The 17,878-nt window shown below is 47.2% G+C and carries 13 protein-coding genes; 11 read left to right on the forward strand and 2 right to left on the reverse strand.

What is annotated here, in order from left to right; all coding sequences use genetic code 11:
* Positions 1-116 precede the first annotated feature (116 nt).
* Entirely contained in the window at positions 117-1,505 is a 1,389-nt protein-coding gene (locus EA392_11515) for an outer membrane porin, OprD family (protein TVR37932.1), read from the forward strand.
* On the opposite strand, the gene EA392_11520 is transcribed toward EA392_11515, so the two are convergent.
* Complete coding sequence (locus EA392_11520) at positions 1,489-2,640, reverse strand: glycosyltransferase family 1 protein (protein TVR37933.1); 1,152 nt, start codon at positions 2,638-2,640, stop codon at positions 1,489-1,491. The genes EA392_11515 and EA392_11520 overlap by 17 nt on opposite strands.
* A gap of 123 nt (positions 2,641-2,763) precedes the next feature.
* On the opposite strand from EA392_11520, the gene EA392_11525 reads away from it, so the two are divergent.
* From EA392_11525 to EA392_11555, 7 genes are all read left to right on the forward strand, one after another.
* Positions 2,764-4,554, forward strand: coding sequence for an ABC transporter ATP-binding protein (locus EA392_11525; protein TVR37934.1), 1,791 nt, complete (start codon positions 2,764-2,766; stop codon positions 4,552-4,554).
* A 91-nt stretch (positions 4,555-4,645) separates the two neighbouring features.
* Positions 4,646-6,034: an O-antigen ligase family protein gene (locus EA392_11530; GenBank protein ID TVR37935.1), complete on the forward strand. Its 1,389-nt coding sequence runs from the start codon at positions 4,646-4,648 to the stop codon at positions 6,032-6,034.
* A gap of 87 nt (positions 6,035-6,121) precedes the next feature.
* Entirely contained in the window at positions 6,122-7,171 is a 1,050-nt protein-coding gene (locus tag EA392_11535) for a glycosyltransferase (protein ID TVR37936.1), read from the forward strand.
* A gap of 38 nt (positions 7,172-7,209) precedes the next feature.
* Complete coding sequence (locus EA392_11540; GenBank protein ID TVR37937.1) at positions 7,210-8,148, forward strand: NAD-dependent epimerase/dehydratase family protein; 939 nt, start codon at positions 7,210-7,212, stop codon at positions 8,146-8,148.
* Complete coding sequence (asnB, locus tag EA392_11545; protein ID TVR37938.1) at positions 8,148-10,019, forward strand: asparagine synthase (glutamine-hydrolyzing); 1,872 nt, start codon at positions 8,148-8,150, stop codon at positions 10,017-10,019. The genes EA392_11540 and asnB overlap by 1 nt, the downstream gene beginning before the upstream one ends.
* On the forward strand, positions 10,003-11,172 hold the full coding sequence (locus EA392_11550; protein TVR37939.1) for a glycosyltransferase: 1,170 nt from the start codon (positions 10,003-10,005) through the stop codon (positions 11,170-11,172). The genes asnB and EA392_11550 overlap by 17 nt, the downstream gene beginning before the upstream one ends.
* Before the next feature lie 16 nt (positions 11,173-11,188).
* Positions 11,189-11,941: a glycosyltransferase gene (locus tag EA392_11555; GenBank protein ID TVR37951.1), complete on the forward strand. Its 753-nt coding sequence runs from the start codon at positions 11,189-11,191 to the stop codon at positions 11,939-11,941.
* Between the two features lie 59 nt (positions 11,942-12,000).
* Here the strand turns inward: EA392_11555 and EA392_11560 are convergent, their stop codons facing one another.
* Positions 12,001-12,933, reverse strand: coding sequence for a hypothetical protein (locus tag EA392_11560; protein TVR37940.1), 933 nt, complete (start codon positions 12,931-12,933; stop codon positions 12,001-12,003).
* Positions 12,934-13,165: 232 nt separating this feature from the next.
* On the opposite strand from EA392_11560, the gene EA392_11565 reads away from it, so the two are divergent.
* From EA392_11565 to guaB, 3 genes are all read left to right on the forward strand, one after another.
* Positions 13,166-14,125, forward strand: coding sequence for a nitronate monooxygenase (locus tag EA392_11565; GenBank protein TVR37952.1), 960 nt, complete (start codon positions 13,166-13,168; stop codon positions 14,123-14,125).
* 31 nt (positions 14,126-14,156) lie between these two features.
* A complete protein-coding gene (locus tag EA392_11570; GenBank protein ID TVR37941.1) occupies positions 14,157-16,304 on the forward strand; it encodes a gliding motility-associated C-terminal domain-containing protein in 2,148 nt (715 codons plus the stop codon).
* Between the two features lie 73 nt (positions 16,305-16,377).
* Positions 16,378-17,850, forward strand: coding sequence for an IMP dehydrogenase (gene guaB / locus EA392_11575; GenBank protein ID TVR37942.1), 1,473 nt, complete (start codon positions 16,378-16,380; stop codon positions 17,848-17,850).
* The last annotated feature ends 28 nt before the right edge of the window (positions 17,851-17,878 follow it).

Genomic DNA, 17,878 nt, shown 5'->3' on the forward strand with positions numbered 1-17,878 from the left:
TGAGTTGGCCTTCGTTGGTGGCCAAAAATAGCAATTCACTTCAGGAGCGGTAAACGAGGGTGGGCTTGGTAACCTTGGTAACCATAGTTGAGCAGTGTTCGTGGTAGTTTTGCACCATGATTCGCCCTCTGTTGATTGTGTTGGTGCTGGCCGCTGTGGTACTTGATGTCAGGTCTGAGGTGTCCTCCCCTGATACCACTGCTCGTGGCAAGGAGACTTTGAAGGAGTTTTTAATGGGTGGAAAACTCGATATTCATACCCGGTCGTTTTGGATGAGCACCATCAACCGGGGAGAACTGCTTGATTACAGTACCGCCGCTTTTGGTGCCGGACTGGGCTACCACACGCCCGAGTGGAAAGGTTTTCAGGCAGGCTTCAGTGGTTTCTTCACTTTTCAACTCTATGAGCAAAATATAAGGTTGGCTGACCCAACGACCGGAAACGTGAATCGTTACGAGATTTTGCTTTATGATATGAACGATTTGGACAATACCAGTGATCTTGACCGCCTGGAGGATCTTTATCTGGCCTATCGCTACAAAAACCTGAGAGCCGTGTTCGGCAGGCAAACGGTAAACTCGCCGCTGCTAAATGCCCAGGACAACCGCATGCGCCCCAACCATTTTAGTGGTCTATCCTTGTATTACACCGGTAAAAAATGGGAGCTTCAGGGCGGCTTTTACACGCACGCTACCTTGCGTGGTACGGTTGATTGGTATTCCATCGAATCGTCTTTTGGGGTGTATCCGTTTGGGCGAAATCCTTTGGGTGTTCCATCGCAGTATCGCGACAATATCAGCAGCAGGGGAATTGGAATGCTTGGGGTAAAGTGGAAGCCTGTTTCCAACGCTTCGGTGCAGGTTTGGAATTACACCGCAGAGAATGTTTTCAACCTGGTTTTTGGGCAAGTGGATGCGAACATAGGCAAGGGATCCTGGTTTGCCGTAACCGGAGTGCAGGGTTTCTACCAACTGCCCTTGCATTATGGCGGGAATTCAGACCCCATGAAATCATACATCGGTCATGATGAAACCAGTCTTGGGATTGGAGCCAGAGCAGGGCTGAGCAACCGCAAACACACCCTCACTGTAAACATGCTGCGCGTGGACGAAAGAGGTCGTTTTCTTTTTCCGCGGGAATGGGGCCGGGAAGTTTTTTATGCCAGTTTGCCCCGGGAGCGCTTTGAAGGAAGCGGTGATTTGTGGGCATTGAATCTGCGTTATGAGCAGAGTTTAATGCGCGACCAACTCAAAACCATGTTTGCTTTGGGTACCACCCGTATGCCCAACGTGGATGATTTTGTTCACAACAAATATGGCGTGCCCTCATACTACCATTTTGCAGCCAGCCTGGGCTATCACTTTCACGGCTATCTTGAGGGATTGGAGCTGATGTTTCTGGCAGTGAACAAAACAGCTCACAACCCCGACTCCGTCGCAGATATATACCGCATCAACCGAGTAGATATGTGGAACCTAAACGCGGTAATCAACTACCACTTCTAGTGCGAAGGATTTCCTCAAAACCAGATATAGTATCCTTCACAACCTTTTCCCAGGTAAACCTTGAACGAATAAGCTGTTGAGCAGCAGATTTTTTTTGACTCAGCGCTAAATCAGTGCAAGCGTCTTTCATGGCCGCGGCCAATTCATCCACTCTGCCAGGCTTAATGAGCCAACCTGTTTTTGTATTCACCAATTCGGCTACGGCGCCTACATCACTGGCAATAACGGCAAGTCCGCGGGCCATTGCTTCCAAAATGACAGTGGGCATGCCCTCAGCCAGACTGGGGCAGAGCAGCACATCGCAACCGTCAAGAATTTGTTTAAGCCGCTCTTCGTCAGATACTGCCCCGTGAAAGGTGTGAAGGGGAGATGATACCTGCTCCTGGGGCGGAATGGGCCCAACAAAGTCAATATGCGCATAGTGATTGTCGAGATACTTTGATGCCTCAAACAGATATTGAAGCCCTTTTCGGGCCTCATTTCTACCCACAAAAACAAAGCGGGTTATGCGGTTGTCTTTTTTTTCGGTGGATGATTCCGTGCTCAACCATTTGGAGTCTAGCCCAATAGATTGCACTATGATTCGGTTTTGAGGAACGAAAGCTCCGAGAATCTCAGTGAGCTTGCCGCCCAATGAGTAGCAGTAATCCGAATGCAGGATAATGAAGCGCGCCGGTCCGCGTAATAGTTTTTGCTCAAGTTTTGTTCTTGTGGTGAGGGCCGGCTGAAACATCTCCAACCCGTGCAGGTTGGATAGAAGTGGCGTGTTCAGTTTTCCGCGTTGCTTTGCACCTGCAAATGCCCAACAAGTCAGCCCTTGCGCATAAATCAAATCAGGTGGCTCATTCTTCAGAAACAAGCGGTAAAGTTGCTGGCTATACTTCCACGACGAACGAACATAGTGCCCTGGAAGCCGGATGCTTTTGGGGAATTCAACCCGATGGAAGTAAATCCGCGATTTTTCATCCTCGGTGTACCTGCTTTGAATGGTTTCGCGCGATGAATCCGGAGACGTGTAGTACAGATCAACCTCAACACCACTTCGAGATAAAAACCTGGCCAGGAAGTAGGAATGCTTCTGCATACCTCCCATTACATCAGGAAAAATTCCATCGGTGAGCAGGGCAATCTTCATCCTTCAAGAGTGAGCGCCGAAGGTATGAAAGTTTTCGGCCTGTAATTGGGCTGACATCAATTGAGGAAGCGAATTATCCCGCGTCGTTGTGGGTTATTTTGTTCCTTTGTCCGGGTAAAAACAATGAACGGGAGCCGCGCCAGTTTTAAGAAGCTGTTCAGGTACTACGGATTTTTCCATAAGTACCTGGGATACAAAATTGTATTTGCTTTGTTAATCAGCATAGTAGCCACCATTCTGGATGGTTTCGGTCTGACTATGTTTCTTCCTTTGCTGCAGAGTTTTGAATCGGGTACGGTTAATCCGGATGACTTAGGAAACCTGAGTTTTCTCATTTCATTTATTGGCTGGTTTGGGTTGGATGTAAGTGTTCAATCTGTTCTTATTGTGATGATTGCGTTGTTTTGTGCCAAAGGAATTCTCAAGTATTTTGAGATTACATACAGGGTTGGCTTGCGCTACATGTTTACCAAATTGCTCAGATTCCAGCAGATAGATTTACTTGCAGGGTTGAAATACGAGTATTTTGTGCGTTCAGATGCCGGCCGGATTCAAAATACCCTGAGTGCAGAAATTGGTAAGGTCGTGAGTGCCTTTGCAGATTATTTGCTGAGCCTGCAAAACATGGTCATTCTTATCGTTTATTTTTTTCTGGCCTTGATGGCCAATGCTGAGTTAGCTTTATTGGTTGGAATTGGAGGAGTGCTTACCAATTTTCTGTTTCTTCCGTTTTATCGCAAGTCAAAAGAGCTTTCACGTAAACATACCGCGATAAGCCATAAGTTTCAAAGTCTTCTCATTCAGCAAGTGGCACTATTTAAGTACCTTAAGGCAATCGGAAGAGCCAGCTTCTACGGAGAAAAGGTAAAGGGGAGGGTTGATGAACTTGAGGAAACAAGTAAGAAAATTGGCAAGCTTGGCTCATTGCTCGAATCGGGTCGTGAACCACTGGTAATGCTGGTGATTGTAGGTGTCATCTTTCTCGAAGTTAAGTTTTTAGGGCGAGGTTTGGCTTCGTTTATGCTGAGCCTTTTATTTCTATACCGGGGTATGGGTTACCTGATGTTGCTTCAAACACAATGGAATTCATTCCTTGGTTCAACCGGTGCGCTCGAGAATGTGTCTGCCTTTATCAACGAGTTGGGTGAATACCAGGAGAATTTCGAAAAAGGTTCGATGCCGCCCCTTAAGGAAGGCATAGAAGTTAAAGCAGTGGATTTCGGTTATGAAAACACCATACTGCACAACATAAATTTGAAAATCGCCATACGGCAAACGGTTGCCATTGTAGGGGAGAGCGGAAGTGGAAAAACCACGCTGGTGAATTTGATTTGTGGGTTGATACCACCCGGTAAAGGGGAAATTCTGATAGACGGGAAGAATCTTCATGACTGCGATGTCCGTACCTATCAAAAACAGATAGGTTACATCACCCAGGAGCCAATGATGTTTAGCGATTCGATTTTCAACAACGTTACCCTTTGGGATGAAAAAAGTCCGGCAAACGTTGAGCGGTTTTGGCGAGCTTTGAAAAGGGCGGCTATCGACGATTTTGTTGGTAGCTTGAGCGAAAAGGAAGACTCTCCGCTTGGCTCACGGGGAGTCTTGGTGAGTGGGGGGCAAAAGCAGCGCCTGGCAATAGCCCGCGAGTTTTACAAAGACGTTGAAGTGATGATTCTTGACGAAGCCACGGCTGCTCTGGACTCAGAAAATGAACTGATTGTACAACAAAGCATGGAGGAGCTCAAAGGCAAGGCTACATTTATCATGGTAGCACACCGTCTGGCCACAGTGCGGATTGCAGATATGATTGTACTTTTAAAAGACGGAAGAGTTGAAAGAATGGGAAGCTATGATGAACTCATGCAGCAATCGGAAAGCTTCCGCAAGATGGTTCAATTACAAGAGCTGTAATTCATGCTGGTCGCCAAAATGATTTCGCATTGAATATCGTTACCTTTGACCAGACCAGGTGCTTTAGGCGCTGTAAAACCTCGCATTTGTTGTGAACATCAGAGAGAAAATCGCTCATAACTTAGATCTCTATCTGATTCTTTTCTCGTGGCCTCTCGTTGCTGCTGTTACTCCCTCTATTGTTGCGGTAGTTTGGTCGATTATCACTTTTTTAGCGCTATTAAAAGCAGGAGACCGCACCAAGGTACTTATTGCTTTTATGGCCATGCTCCTCATGAGCGATTCCCGAGGAAGGCTTTTCGGCTTCGCTGCCACGGCCAAAATCGCCGTTGTGCTATTCTTGTTTTTGCACGTTGTGAAGAATTTTGCTACGTACAAGAGCCAGTATGCCAAGATTTACTTGTATTTCTTGCCGTTTATTGCGTATGCTCTGCTAACCAACTTGTGGGCCAATGATCCGATAACCGGTTTTCAAAAATCGCTTTCTTATGCGCTCATACTTTTTACCGTGCCATTGTACTTTATGAAGGCACTGGGGGATAACAAGGATCTGGCAGCAGACCTTTTTCTCTACATGATTGCTGTGTTGTCCATAGGTTTTGTTCTTTACGTTCTAATCCCCGATTTCGTGCAACTTATGGGGCGGTATCGCGGGTTGTTGGGTAATCCCAATGGTTTGGGGATGTTTGTGGTGGTCACAGGACTTCTTGCCTACATTCTGTACCAAAGCTCGGATAAGAATGTTTCAGTGAAAACCTTGTTCCTGGTTGCTTTGATCTTGGCACTTATGAGCATTGCACTTACCAGAAGTCGAACCTCGTTGTTTGTAATGCTAATGTTCATTTTGTTTAGCAGGTTAAGGTATTTTACCAATATCGCATCTGTTGCCGTTTTTGTTGTGCTGGTGGTTGGATATGAAGTGCTGCTTTCACAAATTCCTATCATTGCCATGGCATTGGGGCTTGAAGAGTATCTGCGGCTCGAAACGCTGGAATCCGGCTCTGGCAGACAGGTAGCATGGGATTATGCACTTTTTCAGATAGAGAAGGTATATTTTACCGGAGGAGGATTTGGCTACACTGAATTTCTATACAAAAGAGATTACCATGAGCTCAGCATGCTTGGACACCAGGGTAATGCTCACAACACTTACCTCACTTTGTGGCTTGATACCGGCATCATCGGTTTAGCACTTTTTGTGCTAGGTATGATCAGAACTGTTTTTGTGGCCGCTCGTCGCAGCAGTTGGGCGTTGCCTTATTTTTTCCCGATTATTTTCACAAGCTACTATGAGTCCTGGCTGGCAGCGTCTTTAAACCCTTTTACCTCCGTTTTTTTGATGTCACTCTGTTTTATGTTGAAGCCTGAAGGTGCAGTGGATGAAGTGCAAGAGAAAGAAGAGCCCAGTGCCCCAGAGCGTAATGAAGTTCTGAATCCGAGTATTACGCTCATGCCTGAGGCCCCGAAAAAATTGGGATAGCTAAGCTTCTTTTTAATGAGCCAGTGAACGAACAAAAACGGTCTTACTATCTTTCGACCCAATTAAAGCATTGTTTCAAAAAAGCAGATGAGATTCGCAATTCTCTACACAGAGTTGGCCGCTTATACGGTTTCTTGTCTGAATGCAGCATCCAACCGTGGCATTGAAATTCGGGTTTATAGGTACCCTGTACACAAAGAAGCACCGTTTGCCCTTAAGCTAAATCCGGAAATTGAGGTCGTAGAACGGAATCAGAAGTCCGACAGTCAGATTGCAAATGAGTTGGTTGAGTGGAAACCGGATCTGGTGCTGGTGAGCGGATGGAGAGATAAGGGATATCTAAAATGCGGAAATGTACTGGCAAAAAAAATACCGTTTATCCTGGGACTGGATAACCCATGGCATGGAGGGGTGCGGCAATGGATGGCGGCATTGTACAGTCGTGCTTTCCTCAAGAACACCTTTACCCATTGTTGGGTTCCGGGAGATAAACAGGTGAAGTACGCCCGAAAACTTGGATTTGCAGCAAACCGCATTCAAACAGGGGCGTACAGTGCGGATATTTCACTCTTCAATAGACAATATGAAGAAAACCGGTCTGGTAAAACACATCGTTTTCCTAAAAGGTTTCTGTACGTTGGACGCTACCTGAGCTTTAAAGGTACCCAAGAGCTTTGGGAAGCTTTCAAGGAGTTCCGCCAACGTGGTAACCACGCCTGGGAACTTTGGTGCGCCGGTACAGGTGCAGAGTTTGAACAACGTGACCAATCAGAGGGCATCAAGCATTTTGGTTTCCTGCAACCCGAAGAACTGCGAAAGGTGATTGAGCAGTCAGGTGTTTTTGTATTGCCGAGCCGAAAAGAACCCTGGGGTGTAGTGGTACAGGAGTTCGCCGCAGCCGGGTTTCCGCTTGTTTGCAGTGAAGCGGTTGGTGCCGCAGATACTTTTTTAAGAGAAGGAGAAAACGGGTTTTTGTTTAAAACACAATCTGTAGAGAGCCTTTTAAAAGCCATGGAAAAAATTGCTGCCTTGAGTGATGAACAGCTTGTGCTAATGGGCGACAAAAGCCACCAACTCGCGCAACAGATTACTCCCGACACGTGGGTGCAGACCCTTTACCGCTTTCTTGACAATTAAACGTAACTTTGACTAACGCCAAAACATAAATCATCCTCATGACCAAAATACTGGTAACCGGTGGAGCAGGATTCATCGCCAGCGAACTGGCAGCAAAACTGGCTCAAAACCCAAACAACCACGTTGTAGTGGTAGACAATTTCATGACCGGAAGCGAAGCCAAGATTCCGGAAAACGATCTTGGAAACATCCATTTTATTAAGTGTGACGTGAATTCGTTTCAGGATATTTCCGGAGTTTTTTACGCCTACAAGTTTGATTATGTTTTTCACTACGCTGCGCTGGTTGGTGTGCAGCGCACGCTCAATCACCCCGTAGCCGTGCTCGATGACATCGATGGGATACGAAACATTCTTCGACTCTCCAAAAACACCGGGGTACAAAGGGTATATTACTCTTCATCAAGCGAAGTGTACGGAGAGCCGGTAGAAATTCCCCAAAATGAAATGACCACACCTCTCAACTCCCGATTGCCCTATGCAATCGTAAAGAACCTGGGTGAGGCATTTTTGCGCTCATACCATCAGGAATACGGGTTGAGCTACACCATTTTCCGATTTTTCAATACATACGGAATCAAGCAAAGCAAGGACTTTGTGATCTCCAAGTTCATTAAAGCCGCCCTTTCCAACGAGGATATTACCATCTACGGTGACGGTAGCCAACGCCGTACGTTCTGTTATATTGACGACAATGTAGATGCCAGTCTCGAAGCATTTTACAATGAAAAATTTGTAAACGATGTGGTAAATATTGGTTCCGACAATGAAATTTCAATTTACGATCTTGCAAAGCTGGTGCTTGACATCACAGGCTCGGGCTCGCAGATTGTACATGAACCCCCTTTGAAAGAAGGTGATATGCAACGACGAATGCCCGACATTACCAAAATGAAAGAGTTGTTGGGCCGTGATTTATTGCCCCTGGATGAGGGTATCAAACGGGTGATTGCCAATACAGAATACATTCTCGTCTGATGTGTGGCATCAGCGGTATTTTTGGGCTGGAGCGTATCGATGATCCCACCCGGGTTATTCGGCTTATGAACAACCGAATGGAACACCGCGGACCTGATGCCGATGGTGTTTTTGTGAGCGATCAGGTAGCCCTTGGTCATCGCAGGCTGGCCATTATTGACCTAAACGAGAGTGCAAATCAACCCATGACCTCCCACAACGGGCGCTATACGTTGGTGTTCAACGGAGAAGTTTATAATTACCGGGAGCTCAGATCTGAACTGCAGTATCCTTTTCAAACAGAATCAGATACGGAAGTGATTATTGCAGCGTGGAACCAGTGGGGGCCTGCAGCCCTCCAGCGCTTTAACGGAATGTTCGCCTTTGCGCTCTGGGATGAGGAGCAAAAAGAACTGTTTTTGGTGCGTGATAGGTTGGGAATTAAACCGCTGTACTATGCTGAAAAAGATCATTCGGTATTGTTTGCCTCTGAGCTTCGAGCACTGTTGGCCTCCGGTTTGGTCCAGAAAAAGTTGTGCAAAACGGCCCTGGCTGATTACATGCGCTATCAAACCGTACACGCGCCCGATACATTGGTGGAAGGAGTAAATATGTTAATGCCTGGCCACTATTTGAAAATCGCTGATACCGAAACAACCACAACCAAGTATTGGTCTATTTCGGAATGTGTTCAACGCACTTCTCTGAGTGATGCGGATAATAAAAGTCAAACACGGTCATTGCTGAGTCAGGCCGTATCCCGCAGGCTGGTTGCTGATGTGCCGTTCGGCGCATTTCTTTCAGGGGGTATTGATTCCAGTTTGATTGTGGCGCTCATGTCTCAACATCAAAAGGAACCGGTTAAAACCTTTACCATTTCGTTTGATGAATCGGAATTCAGCGAAGCCGCATATGCCAGAATGGTTGCCGAAAAGTATGGCACTCAGCATACCGAAATTATCCTTCAACCCTCAACATTTCTCAAAGATCTGCCGGCCGCTTTGGCCGCTATGGATAACCCAACCGGCGATGGCCCAAACACCTTTGTGGTATCGCGTGCCACCCGCGAGGCAGGAGTAACCATGGCCTTATCGGGCACTGGAGGTGATGAGCTTTTTGCAGGATACGAAGTCTTTAAGCGTATGGAAGCCCTGAGACAGCGACGATGGCTGCTTAGCTTTCCAAAGTGGTTCCGAAACCTGGGTGGTAATATGATCCAGATTCGCAAACGCGGATTGGCATCGTGGAAAATGGCAGCGGTATTGAGCGCCGATTACTTTGACCTGGAATACCTCTATTGGGTGAGTAGATTGATGCTGACCGACAAACGGATAAAGGATGTTGCTCATTTTCCAGAACTTCCGGCTAACAAAGTATTCGGAGCAGTTGCAGCTGAGGTGGGGTACGGCACTCCGGGGTTTAAACTTCCGTTCTTAAGTCAGGTGAGCATTGCTGAAACCATAACCTACCTGCAAAACGTGCTTCTGCGCGATACTGATCAAATGAGCATGGCCCACGCGCTTGAGGTAAGGGTGCCGTTTCTAGATCATGACCTTGTTGAATTTGTGCTTGGTGTACCTGATAGGCTCAAGTACCCGCATTCGCCCAAAAAATTTCTAACAGATTGTTTCAGCGACTTGCTGATGCCTGAAATTGTGAACAGACCCAAAATGGGGTTTACCTTTCCCTGGCAGGATTGGCTGCGCAATGACCTTCGCGATTTTGCAGGCGATTCACTCAGCGACCTGGGTAAATCTTCGCACTTTAACCCGGTTGGGCTTCAAAACCTCTGGTCTGATTTTGAAAAGTCGCAATATGGCATCAATTGGTCTCGCATTATGTACATCGTGACGCTGCAACAATGGCTGGCCCAAAATGAAATCAATGACTGATAAAGTTTTGGTTTTTATTGATTGGTATTTGCCTGGTTTTCGGGCTGGAGGACCAACCAGGTCGTGTGCCAACATGGTTGCAGCCCTGGGCGGTGAGTTCAGCTTTTACATCGTAACACGCAATACTGATTATTGCGAGTCAGAGCCATATCCTGATATTCCCGAAAATCAATGGATAGTCCTTCCTTCCGGTGAGCGTGTTTGGTATTTACCGGAAGGGGGTATTTCCTTACGCACCGTGAGGCAAATCATGGAATCAGAAAATTGGAGCACCATATATGTCAACGGGCTATATTCACGATTTTTTTCGGTCTATCCACTGTTAATCAGGAAAATGACGGGAAAGCTTAACGTACCCGTAATAGTTGCAGCCCGCGGTATGTTGGCGGCTTCCGCCATCGGAGTCAAGAAAACCAAAAAGCGCATTTTTTTGAAGACGGCTAAGCTCTTCGGTCTGTACAAGGGTGTTTTTTTTCAAGCAACGCATCAAGGAGAGGAGAATGAAATTCACAAAGAAATAGGACCGAACAACAAAGTTTTTGTGGCTCCCAATATCGCACAACGCGAGCTGCTAAGCGATGAGCCGCCGGAAAAGCGCCAAGGTTCGCTCCGATTAATCAGCATAGCCCGTATTGCACCCGAGAAGAACCTGCTTTTTTTATTGGAGGCGCTGAGTAATGTGCGTGCAAATGTTCAACTTTCAGTGTATGGCTCAATTTACGATGAGAATTACTGGAAGAGCTGCCTTCGGGTCATCAACGCATTTCCGGATAATGTTCGGGTTGAAGTGCATGGTGTTATTGAACCATCGCAAATACCGGTAGCCCTGGGAAAACATCACATGCTGGTTTTGCCTTCAAGGGGTGAGAATTTTGGTCATGTAATTGCCGAATCTATGCTCGCCGGCAGACCTGTGTTGGTATCTGACCAAACGCCCTGGAAAGGGCTGGAGAAATCCCATTCAGGAAAAGACATTCCTCTGCGAATGGACAATTGGCGTAAAGCGATAGATTATTTTGCGGGTTTAGACAATGACGGATTCAAAGTCTGGCTTCGGGGCGCTGCCCAGCGGGGACAAGAGGTGAGCAAAGACCCTGGTCCCGTCGATCGGCACCGGGAAATGTTCAGAGCTGTAATTTCGTTCCATGAATGACCCCAGAGGTGAGCCCATGAAAATTTCCGTTATTACTGTATGCTTTAACAGCGTTGATACCATCGAGGATTGTGTTCAGTCTGTGCTTGGCCAGGATTATTCGGATGTGGAGTACGTAGTGATTGATGGAGCCTCTACCGATGGTACATTGGAATTACTGAACAACTACAGGAATCAGATTTCGACCCTGATTTCAGAGCCCGATCAAGGGATTTATGATGCCATGAATAAGGGGTTGACTCATTGTAAAGGAGACGTGATAGCCATTCTCAACTCCGATGACCTGTACCGGGATAATTCTGTGCTCTCGCGAGTGGTACAGTACCTCACAGAAAAGCAAGTGGCTGCCTGCTATGGCGATTTGGAGTACGTTGACCGCAGTAATACCAACAAGGTTGTTAGGTTCTGGAGGGCAGGACAATACCATCGCAAAAAGTTTCTGCATGGATGGATGCCGCCGCATCCCGCGTTTTTTTTGAAGCGCTCATGCTATCAGGAGCACGGTTTTTTTGATTTGCGATTCACTACCTCAGCAGATTATGAGTTGATGCTCAGAATGCTCTACAAACATGAACTTACCTGCGCGTACATTCCTGAGGTACTGGTACGCATGAGGGTAGGAGGGCAGAGTAACCTTTCACTTGCCAACAGACTTAAGGCTAATCGAGAGGATAGATTTGCGTGGCAAGTGAATGGATTGACTCCCCGAATTTACACCACCATCCTTAAGCCACTTTCCAAAATAGGGCAGTTCCTGAAGCGAAGCTAGAAAATCAAAAAAGCCCCTGCACAGGCAGAGGCTTCATTAAAATTTCGTTTCGGATTGATTTAGAACTTCGCCCTTGTTTTTCGACCTACAGCACGTTTCTTTTTGATGAAAGAGCTTTGACGGCGGGAGAAATTACTCTTACCCTTAATCAGGTATCCGTATGAAAACTGTGTAAAAAGGTAGCTATCGTTGTTACTCGCATCACCTCTTTTCTGAGGATTTTCAGGATTGTGAATGTTTTCACCGGCACCGTTCAGTTCAAAGCTTCCGTAGTTTACAGTACCGGGTAACCCCGCTTGTTGCGCCTGGGCATTTACAAAATCGATATGTTCAGGAGTGGTTCGGTTCGAAAACTGCTGGGCGAGTTCATCCATCTCGTGCCAATTGCCGTAAGTTCCGGAGATGTCATCAAGGTAATCAGTGAAAGTAGTTCTCCAACCAAACTCCCATCCAAAGCGGTGCTTTTTCTTGTGGGTGAAGTAAAGACCAATACCTTTTGGAATAACGAAGGCAAAAGGACTGTAGGCCACATCTTCCGTTTTCAGGGGGCGCAAATCGTGCCAGGTATTTGTTTCCGCGTCGCGCGCCTGAGGATTGTGATAGATACCACCAACACCTGCAAAAGCGTAAAGACGGAAATCAGGGTTGTAGTAACCACGACCGCCCACGTCATTATCCTGAAAAATAGTGATTTCTGCACGGGCTGAAAGCTCAAGAATAAGATTGCGAAAACTAAGGTTTCGGGCTGCACGTGCGGCATTCAATGAAAGGTGATCTTCACCGCGAATTCTTGCTGCATTGAACTCAGCCTGAATAGACAAGAGCCTGCTTACCTTGTATCTACTGTATGCGCCGAGCGCCCAGTTGGTCTGCTCGAAACGCATATCCACAGGACCGTCTCTACGGGGGCCTGAGTAACCGCCAATATCACCGAGGTAGTTTGCTACTCCTGCTTTTGCTCCAAACTCCCAGCGATACTGACCGTGTGCCAAGTCTGAAAAGAGAAGAAGAGTAAATAGAAAAAGTAAATTTCTCAACATAGCGCTATACAACTCTTGTGGTTAATGGTACGAAAGGTTCCGTTTCGGGTTACAATCAGCAAATATAGGACTTCTCCGGAACCTGCAAGAATTTTTGGTTGAGGTTTTCAACGGCTTCATGTGTACTGATCACAAAGGTTTGTGGGTTGAATTTTCTTTAACTTCGCGCACCATAGTTAAGCCAATGGAAAAGAATCGTATTACATCACTTTTTGGTATTCGTTATCCGCTCATTCAGGCGGGTATGATTTGGTGCTCGGGTTGGGAACTGGCCAGTGCAGTAAGCAATGCGGGAGGCCTGGGAATCATCGGATCGGGTTCCATGTACCCGGATGTGCTTAAAACGCATGTCAAGAAGTGCAAGGCTGCTACCAATAAGCCCTTCGCTGTGAATATTCCGTTGCTATATCCTAACATCGAGGATCATATTCAAACCATCATTGAGGAAAGGGTACCGGTGGTGTTTTCTTCTGCGGGAAACCCTTCAACCTGGACATCCATCCTTAAAGCTGAGGGCATAAAAGTGGTGCACGTGGTATCGAGCGTAAAGTTTGCCCTAAAGGCCGAGGCCTGTGGTGTAGATGCCGTGGTGGCCGAAGGTTTTGAAGCCGGTGGTCACAATGGCCGTGAAGAAACAACCACCCTCTGCCTCATTCCCATGGTAAGAGAAGCCATTTCATGTCCGCTTATAGCCGCTGGTGGAATCGCAACGGGAAGAGCGATGTTGGCTGCCATGATACTGGGAGCAGATGGCGTACAGATAGGTACTCGATTTGTTGCCAGCGAAGAGTCGTCGGCACATATGGCTTTTAAGAATCAGGTGGCTGAACTCGAAGAGGGTGGAACTCAGCTTACCCTTAAAGAGCTAACGCCTGTTAGAATGATCAAAAACCCGTTTTTCCAACAAATTCAGTCTGCATACGCTCAATGTGCAAGCAAAGAAGAACTTGCAAAATTACTGGGAAGAGGCAGAGCCAAAAAAGGCATGTTTGAAGGTAATCTCGAGGAAGGTGAGCTCGAAATCGGTCAGATTTCCGGCCTGGTGCGCGAGATTCTCCCGGCAAATACAATCGTTAATCAGATCATTGAAGAGTATGTAAACGCAGCCAGGTCGGTAGGAATCGATCCTCGATTTAAGTTTTAACTCCGTTTTACTTGCAACTTCATCGGGGGTCATGCCGTCAACAAAATATATATCCAACTGGGACGTTTACATGCGGAGAGAGACATTAATGCAACTACAAGGCATTCGATTAAACCGGACAATCAAACATTTTTTGTTCTGCACGTTTCTGCTTTTTGGCGGAATAGCTCAGGCACAGGAAATTCCCGTTCCCCGATGCGCTGATGTACAGGGTAATGGCGATGTATTGGTTTCATGGACGCCCCCCAATGACCCCGGTAACCTATTTTTCAGCTATCTCGTTTTTACGCTGGACGCCGCCGGTGACCCTGAGCAAATTGGCGAAATTTTCGACTACAACAATACCAGCTTTTTGCACATCGGTGCAAATGCTCAGTTGCAACAGCGAACCTATTTCCTGCGTCTCCGCACCGGAAATGTGGGGCAAATAACTTCCGGTGACTCAGCTCCCATACAAACCATGATACTCAACGTTCAGGCTGGAGCTACCAATTCGCGCGCTTTTCTGGATTGGAATCCTCCTTATGAAAATATGCTGCCATCATCAGTGGGTATCTACGACGTTTTTAGAGAGAATGCACCCGGCGAGTGGGTAAATGTTGGCTCGTCGTTTTTTAGCGAAGAATCTCACATTGATACCATTCTTGGTATTTGCAATGACCCTCCGGATATCATCAATTACCGGGTTCGTCTTCAGGATAATAGTGGCTGCTTTTCAACATCCTCCATTGATGGCGATCTGCTTACCGATGGTATCGGTCCAACACCACCGGTTATTGAAACCATTACCTATGATCTCGAAACAGGTTTCATGATGGTTTGCTGGTACCCGAGCCCGGAGGAAGATACCAACGGTTATATCATTCAGGATAATACAGACCCTGCCCAGTTTCTCACCATAGGTCAGGTGCCAGGTGCCGACAGTACATCCTTTTTACACGTAACACAGCCTATGGGCCCAAAGCGTTACCTGATTATCGCTTTTGATGAATGCGGAAACAACGAATCATTCGGAGCAGCGCACGAGTCAATGTTTCTGAATGCGAGTTTTGAAGAATGCGACCTACAGGTTAACCTGAGCTGGACCCCCTATATTGGCTGGAGTAATGGCGTGTTGGTTTATGAAATTTACGCTTCAGAAAACGAGGGGCCCTACGAACTGATGCAAAGCGTGGCTCCCAATACCCTCGCCGCCTCTGTGGAGGTGAACCCTTTCTCTGATTATTGTTTTCTGGTAAAGGCCGTATCTGCAGGATTGGAAAAACCTGCTTATGCCAACCGCCGATGCTTGACCACGAGCTATCCCGAACTCCCCGATTTTACTTACCTGAATCGGGTGGATGTTATCAATCGCTCAACCATAGAAGTGAATGTCCTTACCGACCCCGACGGATTTATGATGTCGTATGTGTTGGAGCGAAGAGACCTGGGGCAAACCGATTTTATAGAACTCGGGCCAATGGCGCCTTCCCCGCTGGATGAAGCAGTCTATCGCTATCTGGATGAAGATGTAAGCACCGATACCAGGCGTTATGAGTACCGCGTTGCAGTAACCGATTTTTGCGGAAACTTTCAGGGATACAGTAATGTATCCAGCAATATTTTACTAAACGCCTTTGACGACAGTGAGGAAGAGCAAAACCGTATCCAGTGGAATGGATATGAATTATGGGACGGAAACGTATCCCAGTACCGCATCTTCAGGTCTTTTGGCCGGGATGGAGCGTTTGAGCCACTTGTTTCAGTTCAGAGCAATGTTACCTTCTTTGAAGATGATGTAAGCGCCTTTATCGAAGATCATGGAGAGTTTTGCTATTACATAGAAGCCGTTGAAAACATGAATTCATTTAACCGGGCAGATACCTTGCGCTCCAATATAGCCTGCGCCGTGCAGGAGCCACTGCTTTGGATTCCCAATGCTTTTGTGGTAGGTGGCTACAACAATATTTTCCGTCCTGTAGCCGGCTACATCGATTTTGACCGCTACGAAATGCAGATATTCAGCCGGTGGGGAAAACTCATGTTTCAATCAAATTCCATCGATATAGGATGGAACGGATATCACGAAGGAGGCATTGCTCCGGAAGGTAGTTATGTTTACGTGATTACATTCAGGGCCGGAGACGGAAAAACCATCGAAAAGAAAGGGAGTGTAATCCTTTTGAATGCCTTTAACTGAGAGCTCAAGTCATTGCTTCCTTTTATTACCTTTGCAGCCATCATTCCGGAACCCTCTTTTAACACCATTTTGCATGTCTGCTAGTAACCCCAAAATCATTACAGAAGGCCTCACATACGATGATGTACTTCTGGTGCCGGCGTACTCCGAAATTCACCCGCGAGAGGTGGATATAAGCAGCCGGTTTACGCGAAACATCCGGATTAAAACACCGGTAATTTCAGCGGCCATGGACACCGTTACTGAATCGCGGCTTGCCATTGCTATGGCTCAGCAGGGTGGAATAGGGGTGATTCACAAAAATATGAGCGTCGAGCGCCAGGCACTGGAGGTGCGTAAAGTAAAACGCTCTGAGAGCGGAATGATTCTCGATCCCATCACGCTTAACCTCGACGCTGTTGTGGCTGACGCACTGAAAATCATGGCCGAGAATAGCATTGGCGGAATTCCGGTTGTTGATGGTAGCGGGAAACTTGTGGGAATCGTTACCAATCGTGACCTGCGTTTCGAAAAAGAAATGAACAAGCCGGTTGCCGACGTCATGACCAAAGGCCAGCTCATTACCGCCGGCGAAGGCGTTGATATGTTGCGTGCTGAGGCAATTCTCCAGGCCCACAAAATTGAAAAACTACCCGTTGTAAACGATGATTATCGCCTCGTAGGCCTCATTACATATCGCGATATCATCAAACTTAAAGAACATCCGAATTCTGCTAAAGACCAGTTCGGCCGTTTGCGGGTGGCCGCCGCGGTAGGTGTTACTGCCGACACGCTTCAGCGCGCGGAGGCCCTTATTGCGGCCGGTGTTGATGCCCTGGTAATTGACACAGCGCACGGTCATACCAAAAGTGTAGCCGCTCAGATCAAAGAAATTCACAATTCCTACCCTGAAACAGATTTGGTGGTTGGGAATATTGCAACCGGTGATGCTGCAAAACACCTGGTTGATTCCGGAGCAAGTGCGGTGAAAGTGGGAATCGGTCCGGGCTCTATTTGTACCACGCGGATTATTGCTGGTGTGGGCGTGCCGCAGCTAACAGCCATAATGGATGTTTCTGCTGCCATTGCAGGCTCAGGAGTGCCTATAATTGCCGATGGAGGTGTTCGCTACACGGGCGATATCGTAAAGGCAATTGCTGCCGGAGCTGACAGCGTCATGCTTGGCTCCATGTTTGCAGGCGTCGAGGAATCACCCGGAGAAACCATAATCTACGAAGGTCGAAAATTCAAGGCCTACCGCGGAATGGGCTCCATTGAAGCCATGCAAAAAGGATCTAAAGACCGCTACTTCCAGTCAGGAGAAGACGATGCCAGCAAGCTCGTTCCCGAAGGTATATCGGGTCGCGTGCCGTACAAAGGCAACCTCCACGAAGTGATGTACCAGGTAATTGGTGGCCTCCGGGCCGGAATGGGGTACTGCGGAGCGGCGAGTATTGAGGCACTCAAAGAATCACGCTTTATCCGTATCACGGCGGCCGGTGTAAATGAAAGCCACCCGCACAACGTATCCATCACCCGCGAGGCCCCGAATTACAGCCTGCGATAAACCAAAAATTTAAAGGAAAACCAAATTC

This window comes from Cryomorphaceae bacterium, assembly GCA_007695365.1.
Taxonomy (GTDB): Bacteria; Bacteroidota; Bacteroidia; order Flavobacteriales_D; family SKUL01; genus SKUL01.

Excerpts from the sequence above, each read along its gene's own strand:
- EA392_11540 (TVR37937.1), top strand. The coding sequence starts at position 7,210 with ATGACCAAAATACTGGTAACCGGTGGAGCAGGATTCATCGCCAGCGAA.
- EA392_11535 (TVR37936.1), top strand. The coding sequence starts at position 6,122 with ATGAGATTCGCAATTCTCTACACAGAGTTGGCCGCTTATACGGTTTCT.
- EA392_11520 (TVR37933.1), bottom strand. The coding sequence starts at position 2,640 with ATGAAGATTGCCCTGCTCACCGATGGAATTTTTCCTGATGTAATGGGA.
- EA392_11525 (TVR37934.1), top strand. The coding sequence starts at position 2,764 with ATGAACGGGAGCCGCGCCAGTTTTAAGAAGCTGTTCAGGTACTACGGA.
- EA392_11570 (TVR37941.1), top strand. The coding sequence starts at position 14,157 with ATGCCGTCAACAAAATATATATCCAACTGGGACGTTTACATGCGGAGA.
- guaB (TVR37942.1), top strand. The coding sequence starts at position 16,378 with ATGTCTGCTAGTAACCCCAAAATCATTACAGAAGGCCTCACATACGAT.
- EA392_11550 (TVR37939.1), top strand. The coding sequence starts at position 10,003 with ATGAAATCAATGACTGATAAAGTTTTGGTTTTTATTGATTGGTATTTG.
- EA392_11565 (TVR37952.1), top strand. The coding sequence starts at position 13,166 with ATGGAAAAGAATCGTATTACATCACTTTTTGGTATTCGTTATCCGCTC.
- asnB (TVR37938.1), top strand. The coding sequence starts at position 8,148 with ATGTGTGGCATCAGCGGTATTTTTGGGCTGGAGCGTATCGATGATCCC.
- EA392_11515 (TVR37932.1), top strand. The coding sequence starts at position 117 with ATGATTCGCCCTCTGTTGATTGTGTTGGTGCTGGCCGCTGTGGTACTT.
- EA392_11555 (TVR37951.1), top strand. The coding sequence starts at position 11,189 with ATGAAAATTTCCGTTATTACTGTATGCTTTAACAGCGTTGATACCATC.